This window comes from Dyella japonica (assembly GCF_040545895.1).
GTDB lineage: Bacteria > Pseudomonadota > Gammaproteobacteria > Xanthomonadales > Rhodanobacteraceae > Dyella > Dyella japonica_D.
Genome location: NZ_JBEPMU010000001.1, coordinates 1,063,409 through 1,087,828, shown reverse-complemented (window position 1 = coordinate 1,087,828; position 24,420 = coordinate 1,063,409). Strand labels below are relative to the sequence as shown.

At 63.2% G+C, this 24,420-nt stretch carries 17 protein-coding genes and 2 pseudogenes; 8 read left to right on the top strand and 11 right to left on the bottom strand.

Features of this window, described 5'->3' with window-relative positions; all coding sequences use genetic code 11:
• Positions 1 to 46: 46 nt before the first annotated feature.
• Positions 47 to 2,515 (bottom strand): TonB-dependent receptor, encoded by a 2,469-nt coding sequence (locus tag ABIC75_RS04690; RefSeq protein ID WP_354012683.1) that lies wholly within the window; start codon positions 2,513 to 2,515, stop codon positions 47 to 49.
• Between the two features lie 301 nt (positions 2,516 to 2,816).
• Here ABIC75_RS04690 and ABIC75_RS04685 point away from each other — a divergent pair, with 301 nt between their 5' ends.
• The 5 genes and pseudogenes from ABIC75_RS04685 to ABIC75_RS04665 all read left to right on the top strand — a co-directional run bounded on the left by ABIC75_RS04685 (position 2,817) and on the right by ABIC75_RS04665 (position 9,980).
• Complete coding sequence (locus ABIC75_RS04685; protein WP_354012682.1) at positions 2,817 to 3,635, top strand: TOBE domain-containing protein; 819 nt, start codon at positions 2,817 to 2,819, stop codon at positions 3,633 to 3,635.
• A gap of 25 nt (positions 3,636 to 3,660) precedes the next feature.
• Positions 3,661 to 4,152, top strand: a complete 492-nt coding sequence (locus tag ABIC75_RS04680) for a hypothetical protein (protein WP_354012681.1) — start codon at positions 3,661 to 3,663, stop codon at positions 4,150 to 4,152.
• Between the two features lie 72 nt (positions 4,153 to 4,224).
• Positions 4,225 to 5,514: a TolC family protein gene (locus tag ABIC75_RS04675; RefSeq protein WP_354012680.1), complete on the top strand. Its 1,290-nt coding sequence runs from the start codon at positions 4,225 to 4,227 to the stop codon at positions 5,512 to 5,514.
• A gap of 116 nt (positions 5,515 to 5,630) precedes the next feature.
• The gene (locus ABIC75_RS04670) at positions 5,631 to 6,800 is read left to right on the top strand and encodes an efflux RND transporter periplasmic adaptor subunit (protein ID WP_354013068.1); all 1,170 of its coding nucleotides are present in this window, start codon (positions 5,631 to 5,633) and stop codon (positions 6,798 to 6,800) included.
• Positions 6,797 to 9,980: pseudogene (locus ABIC75_RS04665) on the top strand (efflux RND transporter permease subunit). The gene ABIC75_RS04670 and the pseudogene ABIC75_RS04665 overlap by 4 nt, the downstream one beginning before the upstream one ends.
• 98 nt (positions 9,981 to 10,078) lie before the next feature.
• Here ABIC75_RS04665 and ABIC75_RS04660 read toward each other — a convergent pair.
• From ABIC75_RS04660 to ABIC75_RS04650, 3 genes are all read right to left on the bottom strand, one after another.
• On the bottom strand, positions 10,079 to 10,438 hold the full coding sequence (locus ABIC75_RS04660; protein WP_354013067.1) for an ArsR/SmtB family transcription factor: 360 nt from the start codon (positions 10,436 to 10,438) through the stop codon (positions 10,079 to 10,081).
• An 83-nt stretch (positions 10,439 to 10,521) separates the two neighbouring features.
• A complete protein-coding gene (arsB, locus tag ABIC75_RS04655; protein ID WP_354012679.1) occupies positions 10,522 to 11,604 on the bottom strand; it encodes an ACR3 family arsenite efflux transporter in 1,083 nt (360 codons plus the stop codon).
• Entirely contained in the window at positions 11,601 to 12,119 is a 519-nt protein-coding gene (locus ABIC75_RS04650) for an arsenate reductase ArsC (protein WP_354012678.1), read from the bottom strand. Before ABIC75_RS04650 ends, arsB begins: the two co-directional genes overlap by 4 nt.
• 94 nt (positions 12,120 to 12,213) lie before the next feature.
• Here ABIC75_RS04650 and arsH point away from each other — a divergent pair, with 94 nt between their 5' ends.
• Positions 12,214 to 13,008: an arsenical resistance protein ArsH gene (arsH, locus tag ABIC75_RS04645; RefSeq protein ID WP_354012677.1), complete on the top strand. Its 795-nt coding sequence runs from the start codon at positions 12,214 to 12,216 to the stop codon at positions 13,006 to 13,008.
• Between the two features lie 160 nt (positions 13,009 to 13,168).
• Here arsH and ABIC75_RS04640 read toward each other — a convergent pair whose 3' ends face one another.
• From ABIC75_RS04640 to ABIC75_RS04610, 7 genes and pseudogenes are all read right to left on the bottom strand, one after another.
• Positions 13,169 to 13,843 carry a VOC family protein gene (locus ABIC75_RS04640; protein ID WP_354012676.1) on the bottom strand — a complete coding sequence of 225 codons (675 nt, stop codon included), beginning with the start codon at positions 13,841 to 13,843 and terminating at the stop codon, positions 13,169 to 13,171.
• A gap of 298 nt (positions 13,844 to 14,141) precedes the next feature.
• Positions 14,142 to 16,394 (bottom strand): annotated as a pseudogene (gene speC, locus ABIC75_RS04635) (ornithine decarboxylase).
• Positions 16,395 to 16,571: 177 nt separating this feature from the next.
• Positions 16,572 to 17,468, bottom strand: a complete 897-nt coding sequence (locus tag ABIC75_RS04630) for a DUF2950 domain-containing protein (protein ID WP_354012675.1) — start codon at positions 17,466 to 17,468, stop codon at positions 16,572 to 16,574.
• A gap of 2 nt (positions 17,469 to 17,470) precedes the next feature.
• Positions 17,471 to 18,874: a DUF3300 domain-containing protein gene (locus tag ABIC75_RS04625; RefSeq protein ID WP_354012674.1), complete on the bottom strand. Its 1,404-nt coding sequence runs from the start codon at positions 18,872 to 18,874 to the stop codon at positions 17,471 to 17,473.
• Positions 18,875 to 19,288: 414 nt separating this feature from the next.
• On the bottom strand, positions 19,289 to 19,684 hold the full coding sequence (locus ABIC75_RS04620; protein ID WP_354012673.1) for an STAS domain-containing protein: 396 nt from the start codon (positions 19,682 to 19,684) through the stop codon (positions 19,289 to 19,291).
• Positions 19,662 to 21,998, bottom strand: a complete 2,337-nt coding sequence (locus ABIC75_RS04615) for a SpoIIE family protein phosphatase (RefSeq protein WP_354012672.1) — start codon at positions 21,996 to 21,998, stop codon at positions 19,662 to 19,664. The genes ABIC75_RS04620 and ABIC75_RS04615 overlap by 23 nt, the downstream gene beginning before the upstream one ends.
• A gap of 232 nt (positions 21,999 to 22,230) precedes the next feature.
• The gene (locus ABIC75_RS04610; RefSeq protein WP_354012671.1) at positions 22,231 to 22,827 is read right to left on the bottom strand and encodes a universal stress protein; all 597 of its coding nucleotides are present in this window, start codon (positions 22,825 to 22,827) and stop codon (positions 22,231 to 22,233) included.
• A gap of 96 nt (positions 22,828 to 22,923) precedes the next feature.
• Between ABIC75_RS04610 and ABIC75_RS04605 the strand changes: the two genes are divergently transcribed.
• Together ABIC75_RS04605 and ABIC75_RS04600 are read left to right on the top strand one after the other, a co-directional pair.
• The gene (locus tag ABIC75_RS04605) at positions 22,924 to 23,700 is read left to right on the top strand and encodes a helix-turn-helix domain-containing protein (protein ID WP_354012670.1); all 777 of its coding nucleotides are present in this window, start codon (positions 22,924 to 22,926) and stop codon (positions 23,698 to 23,700) included.
• 71 nt (positions 23,701 to 23,771) lie between these two features.
• Positions 23,772 to 24,404, top strand: coding sequence for a GNAT family N-acetyltransferase (locus tag ABIC75_RS04600; protein ID WP_354012669.1), 633 nt, complete (start codon positions 23,772 to 23,774; stop codon positions 24,402 to 24,404).
• Positions 24,405 to 24,420 lie beyond the last annotated feature (16 nt).

The following is a 24,420-nucleotide window of genomic DNA, read 5'->3' as shown; positions in this document are numbered from 1 at the left end:
GTGCTGGCTCCCTCGTTTTGGCGAGTGGAGCCTTGCGCAGCCGCCGTCAGAAGTTCGCGCGAACCGTCACGCCCACCATGCGCGGATCGCTGGGTTGTCCCAGGATCAGGCCGGAATTTCCGGTCTGGATGGTGAGGGCCGTGATGTAGTTGCTGTCGAACAGGTTGCGCACAAAGACGTCGGCTTCCCAATGGTCGTTGAAGCGATAGCCGACGCTTGCATTGGTGACGTTGTAGCCGGCAATCCGCGTATAGATGGAGTTGCTCGTATCGCTGTTGTAGCCGCTGCGCGCACTCGAATCGAGGTGGAAGAGGAAGGCACCCGTGCGGAACGGTAGCTCGTAATCGAAGCCCAGCGTGCCTGCCCATTTGGACAGGCCGGCAAGCGGCAGTCCCGTGAGCACATACGCGCCCGGTACATTCGGGTTACCGCGAGGATTGGACGTCTTGTTCGCCAGCGATGCCGGCGGCTTGAACGGTTGGCAACCACCCGCGGCATTGGGGTTCTGCCATTCCAGCGGGCAGGGTCCGAGCGGATAGTCGGTGTACTTGCCATCGGCATAGGCAAGCGACGCGTGCACTACGAAGCCCTGGAACACCTGCGCGGCGAAATCCGCTTCGAGGCCTTTGACGGTGACTTCGGGAATGTTCGCCGGATACGTGCGCAACGCCGCCGTCTCGACGCTGGAGGTGATGTTGGCCTGGTAGTTGTCGACCACCGTGTGGTACGCGGCAAGGTTCAATGTCGCACGGCCGCCCCACCACGCCGATTTCAAGCCCAGTTCCCAGGTCTTGTTCGTTTCGTCCTTGATCACCGCGGTTCCCAGTGCGGGATTGTTCAAGGCATCCAGCGGCAGGCCCGACATGTTGAGTCCGCCCGACTTGTAACCGCGCGCATAACTCAAGTAACTCATCAGCGAATCGGTGAACTGATAGGCGAGGTTGGTGCGACCCGACACATTGCCGCCGCTGTCGGAGGCTGAATAACTCTGCGGCCGGAACAGCGAGAGCTTGGCGTTGTCCTGGATGCTGCCCGGCGTGGTCGGCAAGCCGCCCGACACGGTGGTCGAATAGTCGCCGTTCTTGTCTTCGTAGGTGTAGCGCAGGCCTAGCGTCGCGGTCAGCTTGTCGGTGATGCGGTAGTTGGCTTCGCCAAAGGCGGCATAGCTCTTCATTTCGAAGTGCGAGTTGCCGTATTGGCCGTAACCATCGGCGAGATTGTCCGGCATGCGCGGGAAATTCGTGGTGCTCACCAGCCAGTACGTGGCCGCTGGACCGTACACGCTGATCGGCTTGCCGTTGATCTCCTGCGTGTAGAAATAAACACCGCCCACGTAGCTGAAAGGTCCATCGCCATTGGAGGCCACGCGGAATTCCTGGCTGTATTGATCCTGCCGCGACGGTATGCGTTGCACCGTCTGGATCGGCAGGCCGATGTAGTCGCGATCGTTTGCGACATCCCATTTCCAGTAACGCCAGGCTGTGATGGACGTCAGCGTGACAGCGCCCAGGTTCCAGTCCGCATTGAGCGATACGCCGCCGTCCTGTGTGTCGATGTGCAGCGGTGCGTCGATGTCGGTGAGGCGGTCGTAGACGTTGCGGCTCGGCGGCACATAGACCGGAAAGCCGTGGGCGGGAAGGTTGGCGGAGAGTCCTTCGAACTGGCGCGCCGCGCTCTTCAGGCTGGTGCCGACGCGCAGATAGTTCTGCGTGCAGCAGTCCGAATCGAGATTGGACACGTCGGCGATCAGGCGCACGTTGAGATCGTCATTCGGCTTGAACAGCAACTGGCCGCGCAGGGCGTAGTTGTCCAGTCCGTTCTCGTCCTTGCCGGTGGTGACGTTGTGCAGCACGCCATCGCGTTCGGTGAACTGCGCGGCGAAGCGGCCGGCCACGGTGTCGCTGAGCGGGCCGGAAACGTTCGCCTTGGCCTGCACGAATCCGTTCTCGCCCAGCGAAAGCTCACCGCTGCCTTCCGGCACGAAGGTGGGTTCGCGGCTGGTGATGTTGATCGCGCCCGCCGTGGTGTTCTTGCCGTACAGCGTGCCCTGCGGGCCGCGCAATACTTCGATGCGCTCGATGTCGGTGAAGTCGAACGCGGCCGTCGCCGGTCGACCGTGGTAGACGCCATCGACATAGAAACCCACGCCCGGCTCGATGCCGTCATTCGCCGCGCTGACCGACAAGGTGTTGGAGCCCAATCCGCGGATGGTATAGGCGGTGTTCCGCGGATTGGCGGAGTTGTAGTAGAGCGAGGGAACCAGCAGGCTGAGCTGCTGCGTGTTGACCGTGTAGGAGCGGTCGAGCCATTCGCCGCTCACCACCGACACGGCCACCGGAACCTTCTGCAGTTCCTCTTCGCGCTGGCGCGCGGTCACGGTGATCTTGTCGAGCGTGGTGGCGTTGCTTTGATCGGCAGGTGGTGGCGTTGGCGCGGGTGAATCGGAAGCTTGTGCGGTGACGACGAGAAAGGCCGAACCCGCCAACATGGCGGCAAACAGAGGTGCACGACGCATGGGTGTTGAATCCTTCGGTCGACACTGCAGTGGATTTGCGCAAAGCGGGGCGGCGGCGCTGCCTTCGCTATGAACTTAACTATATAGCGAAGAATCGGCCGTGAGCATCTTTTTGCGACGGCTTTTTGCGATGGCTTGGCGCCGGAAATTGACTGTCACGACAGTCTTTCGGCCTGTGGAGTGTCGTCGGCAACGAAGCCGGCGGGCCGTCCGCACGGGCGAGTGCAAGCCATTCGCCCGTGCCAGATGTAGGCTAGGGAAAGTGGCCGCTGAGCCGCCAACGCAAGGGCACGAGCCAGGCATGACGAAGAAGTTACGCCCCACGCTGGCCATCAAGGGCACGCTCGGACTGGAAGCCGATGGCCGCAACTTCGGCGGGCGCGAGCGCATCGCCTTGCTGCTGAAGATCGGCGAGCTGGGTTCCATCTCCGCCGCCGCGCGCGACGTGGGCATGAGCTACAAGGGCGCCTGGGAAGCCGTCGACGCCATGAACACCCTGGCGGGCGAACCACTGGTGCATCGCGCGGTGGGTGGGCGCAGCGGCGGCAGCGCGACCTTGACCGTACGCGCGCAGCGCCTTATCGACGTCTTCCAACGCATGGAAGCCATCCATCAACGCTTCCTCAAACATCTGTCCGCCGTGGCAGACAATCCGCTTTCCGACATCGACCTGGTGAGGCGCTTCACGATGAAGACAAGTGCACGGAATCAAATCGCGGGCACCGTTTCCACAGTGCAGTCCGGTACCGTCAACGACGTCGTCCAGATCGATATCCAGGGCGGACAGCAATTGGTCGCCACGGTGACGCACGAGAGCGCGCAGAGCCTTGGTCTTGCACCTGGCCGCAGCGCCTTCGTGCTGATCAAGGCATCGTCCGTGATCATCGGCTTGCCCGATGGATTGTCGCGCCTGTCCGCACGCAATCAGCTGAAAGGGCAGGTGTCCTACGTCAAGCGCGGCGCGGTGAATGCCGAGGTCGGTATTCAACTGGACGGCGGCAGCGCCATCGTCTCCATCATCACCACCGCAAGCCTCGATGCCCTCGCACTGAGCGAAGGCATGCCCGTCGTCGCGATCATCAAGGCATCGAGCCTGATCGTGGGAACCTTCGACAGCTAGGCGTTCGAACCGCGCGGCGAAGGGCATGCGCGGTTCGCCGCGAGCCGCGTACTTGGTGCCGCTTGACTGGACCCGGGTCCAGCTGCGTTATGCTTGGCAAGTCATGCGCATGCGCCTTCACATCAGCCGCCGTCGCCGGGTCCTGTGGACAGGCGTGGTGCTGTTTTGCCTGCTGTTCCAGCAGTTGGCCATGGCCGCTTATGTCTGCACCTTGCCAACGAGGCCTGCCGATACCGTCATGACGGGCGATTGCGCGTCGATGGGCATGACTGCTGCGGCGAAGGCATCGTTTCAGCACCAGAATCCGGATGCGCGTTGCGCCGAGCACTGTGCCGGAGACGCTGCATCGGCGCATGACGTTCGCCTGCCTTCGGTTCCTGCGCTGCTGTTGCCACCCGCGTCTCCCACCTTGATGGGGACGATCATGCATGCGCCCGATCAGGCCCCGTTGCCTGATGTCGCGTTGCATCGCCCGGAGCCACCGCCCACGTTGCGGTTCTGCTCTCTGTTGATCTAGCCCCTGATCGCTGACCACTCGGTGGCTGCGCCTGCGTGCGCGGCCTGTACGGTTTTGTGATCGGAGCTACTCATGTTTTCGCATCGAATCTGGTGGCGTGCCTTGCAGGCGCGCCGTCGGCTGTGCCTTTGGACGGCCCTATGTCTTGCTGTGTCTCCCGCGTGGGCGGACGAACCGCCTGCGCCCCTTTCACTGGAAGCCGCCACGCGGCAAATCGCAGACCAAACACCTCTGCTCGCGGCACGCCTTGCCCAGCAGGACGCCGCGCGCGAAGAAGCGGGCCGCGCGGGCGCCTTGCCAGACCCTCAACTCACCGTTGGCATCGATAACCTGGCCATACAGGGGCCAGGCGCATTCACCGCCGGCGGTGACACCATGACCATGCGCACCCTTGGCCTTACCCAAGTGCTACCGTCGCGGGCCAAGCGACAGGCGCAGCGCGACGCGGCAGGGGCAAACGTCGAGCAAGCCGCATCGACAACGGAGATGACTCGCCTCGCGATCAAGCAACAAGTGGCGGCTGCCTGGGTCGGCGCGTGGGGCGCGCACCATGAAGTCCAGATGCTGCAGGCGATGCGGCGCGAATGGGCAGTCGACGTCACCGTCGCCGAAGCGCGATTGCGCGGCGGCACTGGCACGGCGGCTGACGTGCTGGCCATGCGGATGGAAGCGCTCGACCTGGAAAACCGCATCGACGAGGCGACCTCGCGCGAAGCGCAGGCTCGCGCGGCGTTGGGCCGGTGGCTCGGTGCATCGGTCAACCAGCCGCTGGCCGACGCGCCGGATTTCGCCGTGCTTCCGCACGACGAATCCTCGCTGCTGTCGAGCGTGGACCAGCAAGGGAATCTGCTCGACTGGCCCGCTCGTGAACATGCCGCCGAAGCGGCGCTGGCGGTCGCCAAGGCGGACAAGCATCCCGAGTGGAGCGTGGGCATGAGCTATGGCTCCCGTGTTCGCGGTCTGTCCGACATGGTGTCGCTGCAAGTTGGCGTGAGCCTGCCATTGTTCACGCGCAATCGGCAGGACCGAGGCATCAGTGCGCGCGCCGCCGATCTCGACGCGGTTCGTGCCGAGCACGACGATGCACGCCGGCAGCAGGTTGAAGCGGTGCAGGCGGCCTGGGTGCAATGGGATGCGCTGGGGCGCCAGGTGCGCCGGCATCTCGATCAATTGCTGCCGCAAGCCAACGACCGCGCAGCATTGGCCTTGGCGACGTACCGCGGCGGCGGCGACATCCAGCCACTGCTGGACGCACGCCGCGATGAAATCTCTCACCACACCGACTTCGCCCGCATGCTCACCGACTACGGTCGCGCCTGGGCAACCCTGGCCTATCTGCTTCCCGAGGGGAATGTCCGATGAAACGCGCACGATGGATTGCTTTCATGCTCGCGGGGCTTCTCGTTACCGCGATGGCCGCCTACTGGGCGGGTCGTCACGTCGAGGGTTCCACGGCATCTTCCGATGTCCATGCCGCCATGACGGGAACGGCGGCACCGGCCGCCAGCGCCAAGGTCTTGTACTGGTACGACCCGATGACGCCCGAGCAGCATTCGGCCAAGCCGGGACTGTCGTCGATGGGTATGCAAATGGTGCCCAAGTATGCCGATACAGGCGCCGACGCAAGCACCATCCACATCGACGCGGCGACCGTGCAGAACCTGGGCGTCCGCACGGCAACGGTGGAACGCCGCGTGTTGCCGGCAACAGTGGAAGTGCCCGCAACGATCAGTTGGGACTTGCGCCAGGCGATTGTCGTCAGTGCGCGCGTGGACGCCGTCATCAGCAAGTTGTATGCGCGCGCTCCCTATACCAACGTCGCCGAGGGCGCACCGCTCGCCGATCTACTCGCGCCGCAGTGGAGCAGCGCCGTTGCCGAAACGCAGGCGCTGCAGCATGTGCAATCGGCAGAAGCCAAGGCCTTGCGCGGCGCGGCGCAACAACGCCTGCAAGTGCTCGGTCTGTCGCCCGCGGATGGTCGCTCGATCGGAAGTGGTGGCCAGCTCACCTTGCATGCACCACAGGCTGGCGTGATCAGCACGCTGGACGTGCGCGAGGGGCAGCGCGTCAATGCCGGACAGACCTTGATGACAATCAATGGACTCTCCACCGTGTGGGTCGAAGCGGCGCTGCCACAGGTCGTCGCGGGCACGGTGCAGGCGAACACGCCAGTCACGGTTCGAGTCGATGCGTTGCCTGGACAGCGGTTCCATGGTCACGTGGAAACACTGCTGCCCGATATCGACATGGCTACCCGGACGCAACGCGCACGCATCGTGCTTGCCAACCCGGAAGGCAGGTTGAGCCCGGGCATGTTTGCCACGGTGCAACTCGATCCGGCGCCAGGCGCCGCGGTGCCCGTCGTTCCCGACGAGGCCTTGATTGCCGCGGGCGATCACACGCGGCTGATCGTTGCCGAAGACGCGGGACGCTTCCGGGTCGTGGCCGTGCGCACAGGGCGTGCAGCCAGTGGCTACACGGAGATTCTCGATGGCGTGGGCGGTGGCGAGAAAGTCGTGGTGTCCGGCCAGTTCCTGATCGATTCGGAAGCGAGTCTGTCGGGCGCGCTGGATCGCTTGAATGATCCAGCGGCAAGACCAGCACCTGCCACCAGTGCGCCCATGACGATGCCGGGAGAACGCCCATGATCGCCGCCGTCATACGTGCCGCGATCGCGCATCGCGTGTTGGTGCTGCTTGCCGCGTTGGCGTTGGCTGTGGCTGGCGTGCTCGCTGCGATGCACACCCCGGTCGACGCGCTGCCGGACCTGTCGGATACCCAGGTGATCATCCGCACCAACTGGGCCGGCCAGTCGCCGCAGGTCGTCGAGGATCAGGTCACCTATCCGCTGGCCACCACCATGCTGTCGGTTCCTGGCGCCAGGACGGTGCGAGGCTATTCGTTCTTTGGCGACTCCTACGTCTACGTGTTGTTCGACGACAACACCGACCCTTACTGGGCGCGTTCCCGCGTGCTGGAATACCTGAGCCAGGTGCGCGACCGCCTGCCGTCGGAGGTGAGCCCGTCGCTGGGCCCTGACGCCACCGGTCTTGGATGGATCTACGAATACGCGCTCATCGATCGCACGGGCCAACACGATCTTGGCCAGCTGCGCGCATTGCAGGACTGGTTTCTGCGCTACCAGCTGAAGACCGTGCCGGACGTTGCGGAAGTGGCCAGCCTCGGTGGCATGGAGCAGGCATGGCAAGTGGTTCCCGATCCGCAGGCATTGGCCGCCCGCAACATCACGGTGACACAGTTGGTGGAGGCCATTCGCGCTGCCAACGGTGCCAACGGCGGCTCCGTCATCGAACAGGACGAAGCCGAATTCATGGTGCGCAGCGAAGGCTACTTGCGGAACCGCGAGGATTTCGAGCGCGTACCCATCGTGACCGAAGGCGGCGGCGTACCCGTGCTGCTGCGCGACGTCGCCAAGGTACAGCGCGGCCCGGGATTCCGGCGCGGCATCACCGAGCTTGATGGGCAGGGCGAAGTCGCGGGCGGCGTGATCGTGTTGCGCACGGGCAAGAACGCCAAGGCGGCGATTGCGGCAGTGAAGACGAAACTCGCGGACCTGAAGCACAGCCTGCCGCCAGGTGTGGAGATTGTGCCGACCTATGATCGATCCCGCCTGATCGACGCCGCCGTGGAGAATCTCTGGGGCAAACTGCTGGAGGAGTTCATTGTCGTAGCGTTGGTCTGCGCGCTGTTCCTCGGTCACCTGCGATCGGCGCTCGTTGCCGTCATCACGCTGCCGCTCGGCGTGTTGGCTGCCTTCATCGTGATGCACCTGCAAGGGGTGTCGGCCAATCTGATGTCACTGGGCGGCATCGCCATTGCCATCGGCGCCATGGTCGACGCGGCCGTGGTGATGATCGAAAACACCCACAAGCATCTGGAACATTGGCGCGATGCGCACGAAGGCGCCGAGCCTCAAGGTACGGCGCGTTGGTCGCTGATCGCCGAGTCGGCTGCCGAAGTGGGGCCGGCATTGTTCGTGAGCCTGTTGATCATCGCGCTATCGTTTGTGCCGGTGTTCGCACTCGAAGGCCAGGAAGGGAAGCTGTTCAAGCCGCTCGCCTTCACCAAGACCTATGCCATGGCGGCAGCTGCGGGCCTTGCCGTCACGCTGGTGCCGGTATTGATGGGTTATCTCGTGCGCGGGCGCATTCGCGCTGAAGCCGACAACCCGCTCAATCGCGGCTTGATCGCGTTGTACCGGCCCATTCTGGAAGCCGTGTTGCGCCATCCCAGGGCGACCCTGGTGCTGGCCGGCGTATTGCTGATCAGCGCAACCATTCCCTTCGCTCGATTGGGCAGCGAATTCATGCCGTCGATGGACGAAGGTACGCTGCTGTACATGCCGACCGCGTTGCCGAGCCTCTCCGCGGGCAAGGCATCGCAACTGCTGCAGCTCACCGATCGCATGATCAAGACCGTGCCGGAGGTGGATCACGTATTCGGCAAAGCCGGACGCGCCGAGACCGCGACCGATCCCGCGCCGCTGGAAATGTTCGAGACCACCATCACCTTCAAGCCGAAGGACCAGTGGCGGCAAGGCTTGACCATGGACAAGCTCAAGCTTGAGCTGGACAAGGCCGTGCATGTACCGGGATTGACGAACCTGTTCGTTCCGCCGATCCGCAATCGCATCGACATGCTCGCGACGGGCATCAAGAGTCCGATCGGCATCAAGGTGCTTGGCACCGATCCCGCCACCTTGCAAACGGTGGCCGATCGCATCGAAGCCGTCGCCAGGAGCGTGCCCGGCGTCGGCTCGGCGATTGCCGAGCGCGCGCAGGGCGGACGTTACGTCGATGTGCGTATTCGCCTCGACGATGCGGCCCGCTATGGCCTGACCCAGCAGCAAATCCAGGTGCTGATGGCGACGGTGGTGGGAGGCGATCCCATTGGGCAGACGGTGCAGGGCCGGGAACGTTATCCGATCGTGTTGCGCTACCCGCGCATGGATCGCGACTCGGTGGCGGCCCTGCGGCAATTGCCCATCGTCTCCCCCCCATGGCACGCAACTGGTCCTCGGCCAGGTGGCGGACATTTCGCTGACCATGGGCCCGCCGATGCTCAAGAGCGAGAACGGCCAACTGGCCACCTACGTCTACGTGGACACGAGTGGCCGGGATCTCGGCGCCGTCGTTGCGGATCTGCAGCAAGCGGTCGCCCGGCAAGTGACGTTGCCGCCTGGTATCACCCTGGCGTGGTCGGGACAGTTCGAATATCTCGCCAGCGCCATGGCTCGTATCAAGATCGTGGTGCCGATTGCGTTGGTGATCATCTTCGGGCTGATCTACGCGGTGTTTCGCCGTGCCAGCGAAGCGACGATGATCATGGCCAGCGTGCCACTCGCCCTGGTTGGTGGGCTATGGCTGATCTGGTTGCTGGGGCATGCGGTATCGGTGGCGACGATGATCGGCTTCATCGCCTTGGCGGGTGTCGCGGCCGAGTTTGGTGTGGTGATGCTGCTGTATGTGCGCCACGCCTGGGAACATCGGCTCGCGCTCAATCCGCATGCTGGAATGATTGAATTGGACGATGCGATTCGCGAAGGTGCCGTGCAGCGCGTGCGCCCGAAGGCGATGACTGTCGCCGTGATCCTCGCCGGTCTCTTTCCCATCATGCTCGGCCATGGCGTCGGCGCCGAGGTCATGCAGCGCATCGCCGCGCCGATGGTCGGCGGCATGCTCACCGCGCCGCTGCTGTCGATGCTGGTCATCCCGGCCGCATTTCGTCTACTTGTCGCGCACCGGTTGCGCAGGATGAGCGAAGCGATGCCACAAGTCTCCGTGCCCATTCGACAGCAGCAGGAATGATCCTGCTGCTGTCGAGCTCACCGTCACGCTTCGCGTGAGGTCTGTTTTGGGCAAGGCTTTGGCCTCGCTCAAATCAGCACGCCGGCTCGGGTTGGCTCTTAGGCCGTGCGCTTGCGCGAGCGCACGGCGCTGGCCGTGGCCTTTTTCGCCGAAGAAGGAGCGCAGGACTTGCCGGTCGCAGAACAGCAATTCTCGGTGAGATAGCCGACCAATTCGTCCATCACGTCAAGAACCGGCGAGTAGTAGATGAATCGCCCATCCTGCCGGCTCGTGATCAACCCCGCGTGGACGAGTTCCTTCAGATGGAAGGAGAGCGTGGCATTGGCCAACCCCAACGCTTCAGCAATCGCGCTTGCCGCCAAGCCATCGGGTGCGTGCTCCACCAGCAGGCGATACACGGCCAGCCGCGACTCCTGGGCGAGCGCGGAGAGGACGGCAATGGCTTGTTTGGTCTGCATAAGCGGAGTCGACAGCGTGGGTCGGTGAACGAGCGGGTCCAGCAAGTATGCCAAGTATCGCGGCGGATCAGGGCGATCCCCACTCAGGCCGTGCGTGTTTCGTACCAATGCTTGCTCACGGTGACGATGCGAACCACGGAGAGCATCACAGGCACCTCGATGAGCACGCCCACCACAGTGGCCAAGGCGGCCCCCGAGTGAACGCCGAACAGGCCCACGGCCGTAGCTACGGCAAGCTCGAAGAAATTGCTCGCACCGATCAGCGCCGAAGGTGCAGCAACGCAGTGAGGCACGCCGAGTTGGCGATTGAGCAGGTAGGCAAGGCCGGAGTTGAAATACACCTGGATCAGGATCGGCACGGCCAGCATCGCGATGATCAGCGGCTGAGCAAGGATCTGTTGCCCCTGGAAGCCGAACAGCAGCACCAGCGTCAGGAGCAGGGCGCCGAGCGAGATCGGACCTAGTCGGGCCAGCAGGCGCCCGAGTGCAATCTGGCCACCATGGCTAAGAACGAGCCGGCGCACGATGACGCTGATCAGCACCGGCACCACGATATAGAGCACGACGGAGAGGACCAGCGTGTTCCACGGAACCGTGATGGCCGAGATACCCAGGAGCAATCCCACGATAGGTGCGAAAGCCACCACCATGATGGCGTCGTTCACCGCGACCTGGCTCAACGTGAAGTTGGGTTCGCCGCCGCACAGGTTGCTCCACACGAACACCATGGCGGTGCATGGCGCGGCGGCAAGCAGGATCAATCCGGCCACGTAGGAGTCGAGTTGATCAGCAGGCAGCCATGCCGCAAACACATGGCGAATGAACATCCATCCCAGCAAAGCCATCGAGAACGGCTTGACGGCCCAGTTGATGACGAGCGTGACGCCGATGCCCTTCCACTGGCGCCGTACGCCTGCCATCGCACCGAAGTCGATCTTCAGCAGCATGGGGATGATCATCAGCCAGATCAGTCCTGCGACAGGCAGGTTGACCTTGGCGATCTCCATCTGGCCCATCGCCTCGAACCTGCCGGGCAACGCGTGGCCGAGCAGGGTGCCGGCTACGATACAGAGCGCCACCCACAAGGTGAGGTAGCGTTCGAAGAATCCGATGCGGGCCGTCGCGGGCGGAGGCGTGGCATCGATGGCGGTGGTCGCCTCGCTCATGCGACATCCTCGTTGTCGTCTTCTTCGGTGAGCACGCCAATGCCGTCGAGTGCCCGCTTGAGTTCGTCCGCACCCATCGTCTCGACCGGCAGGTTCAGCAGTGCCGTCAGGCGATAGGTGATCAGCATGTGCGCTTTTCGGAAGGCTTGGTTGATGACAGCGGAGCTACCGGTGACCGCGGCAGGATCCGGCAGGCCCCAATGCGTGCGCACGAAATCACCGAACAACACGGGACACGGTTCGTTGGCCGCGCTGTCGCAGACGGTGATCACGATATCCAGCGATGGTGCGCCTTCATCGACGAATCGATCCCACGACTTGCTGCTCAGTCCGACGATGGGGATGCCCGCCGTTGCCAGCGCTTCCAGCGCATAAGGGTTGACCTGGCCGGTTGGCTTGCTGCCAGCGCTATAGGCCTCGAACCGCCCTTTGCCAAGGTGATTGAGCGTCGCTTCCGACAGGATGCTGCGAGCCGAATTGCCCGTGCAGATAAAGAGAACGCGACAAGGGTGCATGGCGGTTTGGGTCCGTAGGGGCTGGGTTGACTATAATTCTATATTTCCATAATGATAGAATTGTTACTTCGAAGCAACCGGTTGGACACCCGCCATGACGCTGCACAACTTGCCCCATATCACAGCCGATGTGTTCGACAAGCCCAGCCTGGAGAAGCTGGCATTGCCAGCGCATTCAAGCCATCCGCCGCGCATCCTGATCCTTTACGGCTCGTTGCGGCCACAGTCCTTCAGCCGCAAGCTGGCGCTGGAAGCCGAACGAATTCTTCAGCAACTTGGCGCAGAAACCCGCGTGTTCGATCCCCACGATCTGCCCTTGCTGGACAGCGTGCCGGCCAGCCATCCCAAGGTGCAGGAACTTCGACAGCTATCGCTGTGGTCGGAAGGGCAGGTGTGGGTCAGTCCGGAACGCCATGGCGCCGTGACCGGCGTCTTCAAGAATCAGATCGACTGGCTGCCGCTGGAAGAAGGCAGCGTGCGACCCACCCAGGGCCGTACGCTGGCGGTCATGCAGGTCTGCGGTGGCTCGCAGTCGTTCAACGTGGTCAATGCACTTCGCGTGCTCGGTCGTTGGATGCGCATGGTGACCATCCCGAACCAATCCTCGGTTGCCAAGGCCTGGCAGGAGTTCGACGACAACGGCCGGATGAGGCCCTCGCCGTTCTACGACCGCGTCGTTGACGTGATGGAAGAACTATTCAAGTTCACCTTGATGGTGCGTGACCGGAGCGACTATTTGGTCGATCGCTACAGTGAGCGCAAGGGCGCCGCCGAAGCACGCGCGCTGGCCGAAGCGGCGCAGGTCGTGGAGGTTGCGTCTGCATCCATGCCTCAGGCGGCAGCCACGCAGGCAGAGACGCGCAGCTGCTGTGCAAGTGGCGCCTGCTGAGCAATCACGCACTGGCAATGCATGCGGGCTATCCACGAGGGATTTCTCCCGATTGCCGAAGGAGATCGTCACGCTCCGCAACAATCTGCACCAATCCTTGCAAGACGAATGACGCGAGGCTCGTTCGCGAGCATCGCCGCGGCTACTGCGACTGCGGCTGTCACAAGGGCAGCTCCTGGCCCGCCTGGTCGCGAGTGATGTACTCGGCGTACCAGTCCGGCCAGTTCTCGTCGTGCTTGCCGCCCATGCGCTTCTCGTGTTCGCCGTGCGCGGCCGCCGCCCGCCGCATCGCGGCGGCGAGGTCGCTCGATGAGCTGAATGTCGTGACGCTTGGGTCCACGCGTCCGGGAAGTCGTTGGGTGATTTCCTGGAAGAGCCAGCCATTGCCGTCCGGATCGCTGAATGAGGCGAACGAGCGGTAGCTGCCGTGCTCGGGATCCGGGCCGCTGACGCGGGTTCGCCCGAACAGGTAGGGCTCGTCGGGACCGGCGTAGACACCGGCACTGTGGAACACCTCGCTGATCTTCACGCCGCGGTTGATCAGTTCGCTACGGGCTGCCTCGATGTCGGAGACGATCAAGTACAGCCCCTGCGCGGAACCCGGCGCGGCCGCGGTCACGTTCTTGCCGAAAATGACGGAGCACCCGGAACCGGGCGGCGTGAACTGGATGACGCGAAAATAGCCATCGTCCGAAGGAAAGTCCGCGTCCAGCCTCCAGCCCAGGCTGGCGTAAAAGGCTTTGGCGCGGTCGACGTCCGACACGGGGATGACGACGATTTCGAACTTCATGTCGACGCCCCGCGCGTGCGGGGTCTCGGCGGCAGTGCTGCTCATGTGAACCTCCGGCTGCTTGGGCCGCAACGTGGTTCTTGAGATGGTTCACGGCAACGCGTGCGAGCGTCGCCGGTGCGCTCACCTCAGGAACGCTACTGTGCCGCGATCCAGATGAAGCAGCCGTCGTCATGGGGCGGGGCGGGCCTGACGCTGTTTCACGCATGAGACAGTGGGCGTTGATGGCTGGTTCGCCCGCCAGGCTCACGCCCTCGTTCCCATCCGTGCAAATGGAAGGTTCGACGGTTCCGATTCATGGCATGTCGACGTGGTCGATGGTGGGACGGCCCATCCAACCATCTCAGGTTTCCTTGACGACATAGGTGTAGAAGCGGACCTTGCCGTCCTCGGGAACCTGGTAGACGCCTTGCACTTCATACGAAAAGCCGGGGAAGCGATTGCAGCTTTCCTCGAACGCAAGGAAGTAGTCGATCATGGGTTTGGCGCGCTCGTCGTAGCGCTCGCCCGGAACCACGATGCCGATGCCTGGTGGATAGATCAGGGCCAGCGTGGCAGCGATCCGTCCTGACACCTGGTTCATGGGGACGAAGTCGACGTGTCCGCCAACCAGCGCCTCGTTGGCCTCGCGCGCGGACATGGCCTGCTCCGGAAACGACTCATGCCGGAAACTCAGCCGCTGCAATTCCTTGACGTTCCTTGATGCATAGAAGTCGTGCATCTCCTGCGCGATCTGGCGCACCGTGTAGCCGCGATAGCGCTCCGGATATTTCCGCGACACACCGGGCAGGACCTCGGTGAGCGGGTTGTCCGCATCGTAGTGGTCCCTGAAACGCTCCAGTGCGGCCAGCAGCATCGCCATCTTGCCTTCGCCCACCGCTGGCGTCATGAGGAACAGGATGCTGTTGAGATCGTTCTTCTCCGGAATGACGTGATTTTCACGCAGGTAATTGGCAAGTATCGTCGCGGGTATGCCGGTGCCCGCATACCCACCGGTTATCGGATCGATGCCTGGGGTGGTCAGCATGAGCTTGGTGGGATCCACCATCGCCGCGTCGGGTCCAAGGTGGCTGTAGCCATGCCATGTCTCATTCGGATCGAGTTGCCAATACGCCTGCTCGGTGGCGAGCACGTCGGTGGGCACGTCCTCCCACTTGGTGCGTTCGCCCTGGTACATCACGGCGTCGGGCACGAACGGATTGAGAAAGCCGGCAAATCGGCGGCGAATCGCTTTGCGCGCTTCGATGCCAAGCTTCACCATGTCATCCCAAAGGACGCGGCCGGCCTTGTCGGCGTGCATCTGCGCGTTGACGTCGAGGCTAGAGAACAGCGGGTAGAACGGTGATGTCGATGCCTGCAGCATGAACATCTCGTTGAACCGTTTGTGGTTCACGCGGAAGGGCTTGTCGCGGATGTGGGTGTCTCGGACGTGGATCTGCGATGCTTGCGAGAAACCCGCCAGCTGCTTGTGCGTCGACTGCGTGGCGATGATGCCGGGATCCTTCCCGGTCAAGGACAGGCTCATGCCGAAGTGATCCTTCATCAACGGATGGAACGCGCCGAAGCCTGCCCATGCCTCGTCGAAATGAATGTATTGGCAAAGGTGGCCGATCTTCTCCAAAACCTTTTTCGCGTTGTACACCGTGCCGTCGTAGGTGCACTGCTCGATGATGGCGACACGGATGGGGCGCTCGCGTTTCCACGCATCGGTGTCCTTCAGGCGTGGGTGGTGCTTGATCTTGTTGCGTATCGCGTCCTCGTCGAAGGCCGACCAGTCGATCGGTCCCACCATGCCAAAGCCGTTGCGATCCGCTTCCAGATAGATCGGTATGGCACCGGCAAAGACCAGCGCGCCATGGTGGTTCGATTTGTGATTGTTGCGATCGAACAGCACGATGTCCATGCTGGTGAGCAGCGCGGTATTGACCACCTTGTTGGACGACGACGTGCCATTGAGCACGAAGTACGTCCTGTCGGCCTGGAACACGCGGGCCGCTGCCTGCTAGGCCGCTAGCGCGGGTCCCTCGTGGATCAGCAGGTCGCCCAGCGAAACCATCGCGTTGCAGATGTCGTCGCGAAAAACGTTCTCGCCCATGTGCTCATAGAAAAGTCGGCCCACCGGATGGCGCATGAACATCTGGCCGCCCTGGTGTCCCGGACAGGCCCATGTGCGGTTGGCGTCGAAGTCGTATTGCATCAGCGTACCGAAGAACGGCGTCAGCAGGCTCGATACATACTGCTCCACCGATGCCACCAGGCGTTTCTCATAGAAGTCGCGGCTCTCCAGATCGGCAATGACAATGCCATCGAGCGATTTGAGGAACGGATCGTCGAAGGTTTCGTCATCGCGGCCGCTGATCATGAAGATCGGCATGCGCAGGCCGCGCTGGTCCCGCGCGGTGATCGCCGCTTGCGCGAGCTCGCGCGACACCACGATGGCGCCCAGGTCGGCGCCGGAGTGGATGGCTTCGGCAAGGCCCGATGGCGGCACCACGACGGTAGGAAAATGCAGGTCGTGCTCGATGATGCTGCTGGCTTGCTCGCTCTGTTCGCCGGCAACAAGAATGCGGAAATAGTGAATGAACGGGATGCTCATCGTTACCACTCCCATGGAGAACGTGCGAGTCGATTTCCGCCGGCGGCAATGGCAGTTGCTTGGGAGAGGGCCTTGCCGGCGATGGTCGACCTTGTGGAAACACGGGACACCGGATCGCGATGACAAGCGTTCCCTGCCTCAGGCTTCGAACTCGCGAGGAAGCCCCTGCGCCACGCGTCACTCCGTTGGCTGCACTTCCTGCCAGCTGCTGTCCGGATCGAATCGCTTCATCGCCTGTGCCTGGGCTGCGCCATGCTCACCGAGATCGCGCTCGAAGATCTCGCCATCGTGGCTGATCATGAAAGTCATCACGCCGGTGTCACCGTAGCGCACGGGCCAGGCCACCAGGGCGAATCCGTTGGTCATCCGGTTGCCGGCCATGTAGTTGTACGCGCCGCCCGGTGCCGAGGGGCCCTGGGCGGTGAGAATGCGAAAGTGGTAGCCGTGATACCCATCGCCTGGCGCTGAACTGGCAAAGTTCGGTCCGAGAGGGCTCTCGGGTTCGTTTCCGGTCGTTGGCCAGTAGAGCCCGTCATGCTTGCCTGGGCTGCTGATCAATCGCTGCGCGTATTGCAGCACCTTGTCACCGTCGCGATCCTCGGTGGCGTAATCGCGCTGCGCATCGTAGTAGGCGAGCATGGCTTGTTCGGCGGCCAGTTCATTGGCGCCGATGTGGCGCGTGCGAACTTCTTCCTTGGCGCCTGCCATGTCGAAATGCCAGCCCGCAGCGTTTTTCACGATGGGCATGGGCAGTATCCAGTTGTCCTTGCCGACTTCGAGATGCGCCTTGCCTTTTTCGTCGTCGATGCGATGGCTCTCGTCGTAGCGCTTGAGGAAGAGGTCGACGTCTTCGCGCTGGATGCCTTCGACCGGTATGAAATCCTTCCAGTTGGCGCCGAGCACTTTTGCCATGGCGGCCTGGTCGCCATCGCGCACAGCCTTCACCAGGGCGCTGGCTGCATCATCGGCGCTGGGATAGTTGGCTTGCTGCGCGAACACGGCAGTGGAAAGGAGCCATCCCATCCATAGCACCAGGTTGAGGCCAATGGTGCGTGCCTTGGGGCTGCTCTTCATGGTCAATCTCCGACCCGACGGCGCCCACCACCGCCGCCTCGGCTGGGCGCAGGGCGAGACATCTGGCGGCCGGAGCTTCCCGCGCCGCGACCATGATTGCTATTCATGGTTCTCTGACTCGATTGACCACGGTTCGATTGGGTTCTCGCGTTGCCGGGCGATTGCCCGCCGCTGAAGGCGTTGTTACGCGCAGAAGGCGCCTGGCGCGAGCCGCCTTGGCCACCGATGTTGCCGCGATTGGCGCCACCACCCGCGCCAGCCTCCCGGTTGCCGCCTGCCATGCCTTGTCCACCACGGTCCCCACGATTGCCCGTCGCGCCGCCACCACCGGGGCGATTCGCCGCTGCGCCTGACTGACCCGCCGAACGTCGCGCTGCGGCTGATGAACCGTTGTTGGTGGCGCGGTCGAAACTTTCCAGGGAGCGCTGGCGGCTGGCATCGCCGGCGGCATCGCGGCCGCGGAATTGCTGCCGTTGCTGGGAACCGCCGACGCCTTGTCCGAATTTTTCGCGGCTTGCGCTATCGCGATACGGCGTGCCTCGGCGATTGGATGCGTTGTGGTTCCACCTGGTGTTGCCGTTGCCGCTGATGCGGTTGTTGGTGTTGATGTTGTTGTAGCGGTTGACGTTGATGTCGACGTTGCCGCCTCCCCAGTTGCAGCCGCCCCACATCGAATTGATCGCCGCCACGCCGATGCCGAACGCCAGGCCGGCAGCGAGGCCAGAAGCCACGGGATAATAGCCATACGGTGGTGGCCAATACGTCGGCGGGTAGGCCGGGTACGCCCAGGTGCCGTAAACCACCGACGGGTTGTACGACGGCACGTAGACCACTTCGGGATTGGTGGGCTGTATCTCGATGTACGTGGTGCTGGGCGCGGCCGACCCAGCCGGCGCCTGTTGCACGACCACCTTCTGCTGTTCGGTGGACTTGAGGTTGCCCGCCTTCTGCGCCTGCGCGCGCAAGCGCTGCACCGAGGCCATGACGTCTTCGGGCTGCGCAAGAAACGCGTCGCCCAGGTTCTGCACCCAGTCGGGATGTTGCTTCAACTGCGCCATGAGCTGCGGGAACGCCACCAGCGATTGCACGCTCGGATCCCACGGCTGGTTTGCCACTTGCTTGACCGCTGCATCGCCCTGCGCCTTCGGGTTGGCGGCGGACCAGTTCGCGGCATCGGCGACATCGCTGGGATAGGTCGAGGCCATGAATATCTGCGACAGCAACGCATCGGGATAGAGCGCCACCGGCGCCAGCATCTGGTCGAGCTGCTGGTTGTCGTAAATCTTCTGGCTGCCCTGTGCTGGGGGCGCGCTCTGTGCGTGGACCGCACCAAGCATGAAGATGGGGCAGAGGGCTGCGCAGAGCAGCCAGGATCGCCAGAATCGGTAGCGCCTTGTGGTTGTCATGAGCTGCTCCCGTAGCGACCGCGCCGCGATCAGCTTGCTCCCACCGAAGGCGGCCTGACTAGGGCTCTTATGCGGAAATCGCACTGGGTAAAACGGCGTATACGAGGCCGTGAATGTGTGCAGCGGATGAAGTTTCGAGACGGGCTACGCAACATTTCTGCGTAGATCGTCACCGGGCGACGGATGGCGATCGTCCCGCCCATGCCGCAGCGTTCAACGATTCAATGGCGACGGCGGTACGTCGCATTGACGTCTTGCGTTCTTCCTACCCATGCGGCCCGCGTGTTCCCTCATCGAAGTTGATCATCGGGCCCACTCCATCGCTGAAAATACCGACTTGCGCTCAGTATTTTCAACGAAGTACCAAGGGATTCCCCTTCGCTCCAGTCACTCGGCCCTGCATGCATCCAGGGCTCAGAGGCTGCTGGCCGGTCCCTCGCCGATGATCTTGCGCTGCATGCTGTCGAGATACTCGTCGAGTTCCCGCGCGTTGGCGAACACCTCGTTCACCGGCACCGCTTTGACGATGTCGAACACCTTGCGTACCTGCGGCTGGGGATTGAGCAGCAGCGTGTGTCCGTTGCGTGCGCGCATATGCCGGCGGATCTTGGCGATGCTGCGCAGGCCGGCGCTGCTGATGTACTCGAGGTGGGAAAGATCCAGCACCACCGTGCCGTCCTCGGGTATGCGCGGGAGTACGTCCAGCATGGCGAGATCGAAGTCGTTGAAGGTCTGTGCGTCGAGCCGGCCATGCAGATGGAAGACCGTTCGGTTGGGTGACTCGTTTTCAATGTTCAGGCTGAACGTCATGGTCTGGCTCCGGTCGTGCGGGGTGGAGGAAGCGTAGCTGCAGGTGATTGCCATGCTCGTCATGGCTGTAGCTCAGTTCGCTGGCCATGGCACGCACCAGGTGGATGCCCAGGCCGCCGACCTCGTCAGCGTCTGCCAGGTCGCCGGTGAGTGTCGGCACGGGCGCCTGCAGTGGATCGAAGGGATGCCCATCATGATGGAGCTCGATCAACACGGCGTCGTCGCCCAGGCGCATATGCAGTTCGATCTTGCGGTCCGCGCCGCCTGCGTGGCCGTGCTGCACCATGTTGACCATGAGTTCCTCCAGCACCAGCCGGACGTCGTCCCGCACCACCGGCGACACGTCTTGTTCGCGCAGCGATGCGTCGCAGCGATCAAGGGTATCGAAGACATCGTCCATGGATGCGTGGATGGTCAGGTCGAGCATGAGCGCATTCCCGTCGGCAAGGGCATGATGCCAGTTCAGGGCGAGCACGGTGATGTCGTCGGCTTGTCCCGCGCCTTCAGCGAAGCGATCGACCTCGGCCAGCAGGCCAGCGGCAAGATCGGAGACGGAGCCCGACGAGGAACGCTCCAGGCACGCGAGCATGCGCTCGGTGCCGAAAAGCTGCTGGTCGGTGTCGGTGGCCTCGGTGATGCCATCCGTGTAAAGCAGCAGCGTCTGGCCGGGGCGAAGCCGCAGCGTGCGCGGTGGATAGCGGGCCTCGTCGTCCAGCCCGAGCGCGGCGCCGGTGTCCAGTTCGATCAGGCGCACGCCATCTGCGTCGCAGAGCACGGGCGGCTCGTGGCCCGCGCTCGCCATCACCAGTTCGCCGGTCGCCGTATCGAGCATGCCGCACAGCAGGCTCACGAACATGCAGCTGTCGTTGTTGCGGCAGAGTTCGAGGTTGAGCATCGAGAGCAGATGCTGCGGCGATCGCGCCCTTGGCGCCAGCGCCTTGGCCAGCGTGATGGTGCGCGCCATGAACAGCGCCGCGGGAATGCCCTTGTCGGACACGTCGCCCACCATCACGCAGAAGCGCCGCTCGTTGAGCATGAAGTAACTGTAGAGATCGCCGCCGACTGCACGCGCCGGTCGAAGCAGTGCGTGCAGTTCGAAGTTCTCGCAATGCGCGTCCAGGTAATGCTCGCCGGGCAACAGTGCCGTCTGGATCTGGTGCGCAATATCCAGTTCGCTGGCCAGGCGCTGCTGTTCCTTCGCATTGCGCGTCAACTCGGCGATGTGCAGCGCCAGCTCGGTGCGCATGCGGTCGAAGGCCTGGGTGAGGCGGCCGACTTCGTCGGGGAAGCGGGGCGGGGGCAATTCGAAAGCCAGCGCGCCGCGTGCCACCTGCTCGGCACGCGAGGCGAGCATGCCCAGTGGCGTCAGGATGCGGCGCGTCACCGCCAGCGTGATCACTGCCAGTGCCAGCAGGGCGAGCAACCCCAACAGCAGCGCTTGGACGAACGCTTGCCGCACGCCGGCGTAAATCCTGGCCTCCGGAATGGCGAGGCCGAAGCGCCAGTGCGTGCCTTCGACGGGAACGAAATAGATCCACACCGGCTTGCCGTGAGCCTGCGGATTCTGCGAGATGGCCAACCGTACGCGGCTGGCCTGGTGACTGGCCAGCGCCTGCAGCAACGTGTCCTGGCCGCGCTTGCCGACCAGGGCAGGGTTGTCGTGGGCAAGATACGCGCCGCTTTCGTCCAGCACGAAGGCATAGGCGCCTGCCGGCTTGCCGAGTTCCTTCAACATGCGGCTCAGCCAGTCCAGGGAGACGTCGGCATTGATCAGACCAGTCGGATGGCCATCCGTACTGAAGGCGACCGAGTAGTTGATCATTTCGCGCTGGCGCGACTGCGAATAGAAATGGCGTTGCCAGCAACCCTGCGAGCAACTCAGGCCCGCCAGAAACCAGGTCTTGTCCCAGTACGGGTTGTCGTCCTTGCGCAGGTCGCGCCAAGCGAGCGAACCATCGTCCTGGCGACTGATGAAGGGCGACACCGGCGGGTTGCCCGCCGCGGGCACGAAGGCCACGGCCAATCCGGAAAGGTCTGCATTCCGCGCGAGCGCGCCGCGCAGCGTGCCCTCGACGCCATCGGGGCGCGCGCCCACCACCACGGCCAGGGTCTGGGCCGTGTCGGCCACGCGAGCGAGGCGCTGTTCGATCCGGTTGCCCGCCTCATTCGCGAGCGCCGTCGCCTCGCCGTGCGCTTTCTCCAGAATTTGCCCGCTCACCCGGTAGAACAGCACGCCGCCGGCAACGGCAAGGACCAGCACGGAACCGGCCAGCACCCATAGAGACAGCCGCGAAGCGATGCTGCGCAAAAACATGGCGAAACCCCTGTAGACCCAGCCATTCAGCCATGCCGGATGCTGTTTGGGCAAGACAGCGGCACGATCGTTTGTGCGCTGTGCCGCACTTGGTCTCAACCGATGGATGCAGGGGTGTCATGTCCGCAGCCGGGCATGACGCCAAAGTCCGTGCGCGGCTTGCCGTCCGGGGGTTCGGGCGATGTGCGGATGGGCATCGTGCAGGGCGTAGCCGCACCGCGCCCTCATCATCTCAATGACACACGAGAACAGGCACTTCCGTACTCAGCAGCAGCTTGTGGGTTTCGCTGCCCAGCAAGAGGCGATCGATACCCGAGCGGCCATGGGAACCCATCACGATGAGGTCGCACTTTTGCTCGCGTGCGATGCGCTCGATGGCCTCATGCGGACGATGCGAGTACTCGAACGATCCTTCCCAGGGCACCTTCGCGGCATCCGCTCGTTGCCTTGTCTGTTCGAGGAAGTAGCCTGCCTTCTCGTTGACTTCGTTCTCGTAGGCGTCCTGTGGAAAAGTCATCATCTCCGAGAAATAGGGCACTGAACCGAAAGGTTCCATGGCGTGAAATACGAAGACACTGGCGCCAAGCTGCTTTGCCAGATCGATGCCGATATCGACGGCGCGCAGGGAAAGATCGGAACCGTCGATGGGTAGCAGGATACGTTTGAACATGATGGATGCTCCAAGGCGGTAATCAGGAAGCGCTTGTTCCCACGGCAAGCCAGTGGCGGCATCTGGTGCGCGCAGGTCACGCGCACACTGTGTCCCCTGGTGCCCACCGGGTTTTTGACGGCGGTCAATTGCGGCAACGTCGTGGTGCGGATGCCCCAAACTGCCTTCAGATCGTCATAAAAGCGCGCTGGCCGCCCGCGTCCATGGCCCGTGCTAGCATCGACTCACATGCCCTAGCCTTGGGGGACGGGTCATATGCCGCCTGTCGCCGATCTGATCGATATCAGACAGCTCCGCCGAAGTTGCGCCAGCTGCGGACTGCAGGAACTCTGTCTACCTGCAGGCATCAGCGGCGATGATCTCGCCCGCCTGGATGCCGCCGTACGAGACAAGCGCGTTCTTGAACGCGGGCGCGCGCTGTACAGGGCAGGCGATGCCTTTCACTCGCTGTTTGTGGTGCGTTCCGGCGCGCTCAAGACCTTCGTGACGGACGAGAATGCCACGCAGCAGGTCATCGGCTTTCATCTGCCGGGCGAAATCGTCGGCATCGATGCGCTGGCCTCCGGTCGCCACGCGAGCCAGGCCGAGGCCCTGGAGAGAACAAGCATCTGCGAGCTGCCTTTCGCGCAGTTGGAGCACGTCACCAGCGAGATTCCGGCCCTGCAGCGGCAGTTGCTTCGCGTGATCAGTCGCGAGGTGGTTCAAGAGCACGAGCATTTGGTGACCATGGGCCAGCAGCAGGCGCAGGTGCGCCTCGCGATCTTCCTGAAAAGCCTGGCAGACCGGTACAACACGCTGCATCGCGATGGGAACCATCTGGTGCTTCCCATGTCCCGGCATGACATTGCCAGTTACCTGGGTTTGGTCGTCGAGACGGTCAGCCGTTGGTTCACGCGGTTTGAAGACGCGGGCATCCTGGAAGTGCGTCGGAAGGCCGTAACGATTCTCCGGCCAGACCTGCTCGCCCAGATGTGCCGTCCTGCCGAGAGCGATTCCGGTTCGAAGAAGGCACGCCATCCGGCAGCCAATTGACGTCAGTCAATTTGCGCCTCGTCGCGAGCGCGTAAAACGATGTTGCGCTGGACGCCAAAGACGCAACGATCGTGAAGGTCAACGGGACGGGCTGGACGATCTCCATCACCGGGGTGATCGTCATGCCTGCCCAGACTCATTCGATGGCGGATATCGCAAAGCCATTCCTGCCATTTCTCGAAGCGCTCGAAGGTGACCACTGGATCGAGCCATTGCGAGACGGAACACCCGTGCTCATCCGGCCGCTCGGCCAGGAAGACAGGGATCGCGAGATCGCCTTCATCCATCGCCTCTCGCACAAGGCGCGAAGGATGCGCTTCCTGGGGGACTTCCAGCAGGTGGATAAAGCAACCATTGATCGCCTGATGGACATCGACTACCAGGATCGGATGGCCTTTGTGGCGCTCGTCCATGAAGACGGCCAGTTGCGTGAGATCGGCGTGAGCCGCTACAGCGCAACCGGCGATGCCAGGCATTGCGAGTGTGCCGTCACCGTCGCCGACGATTGGCAGGGAAGGGGCCTGGGTGTCCTGCTGATGCGCCATCTGATCGATATCGCCCGCAGGAAGGGGTTCAAGCACATGTTTTCCGTGGACGCATCCAATAACGATGCGATGCGTGATCTTGCGTCGTACCTGGGATTCTCACGTCACCCGGATCCGAACGACAGCACGCTGGTCATCCATTCGATCAGTCTGGTGTGAATCCACGGAGACGAAC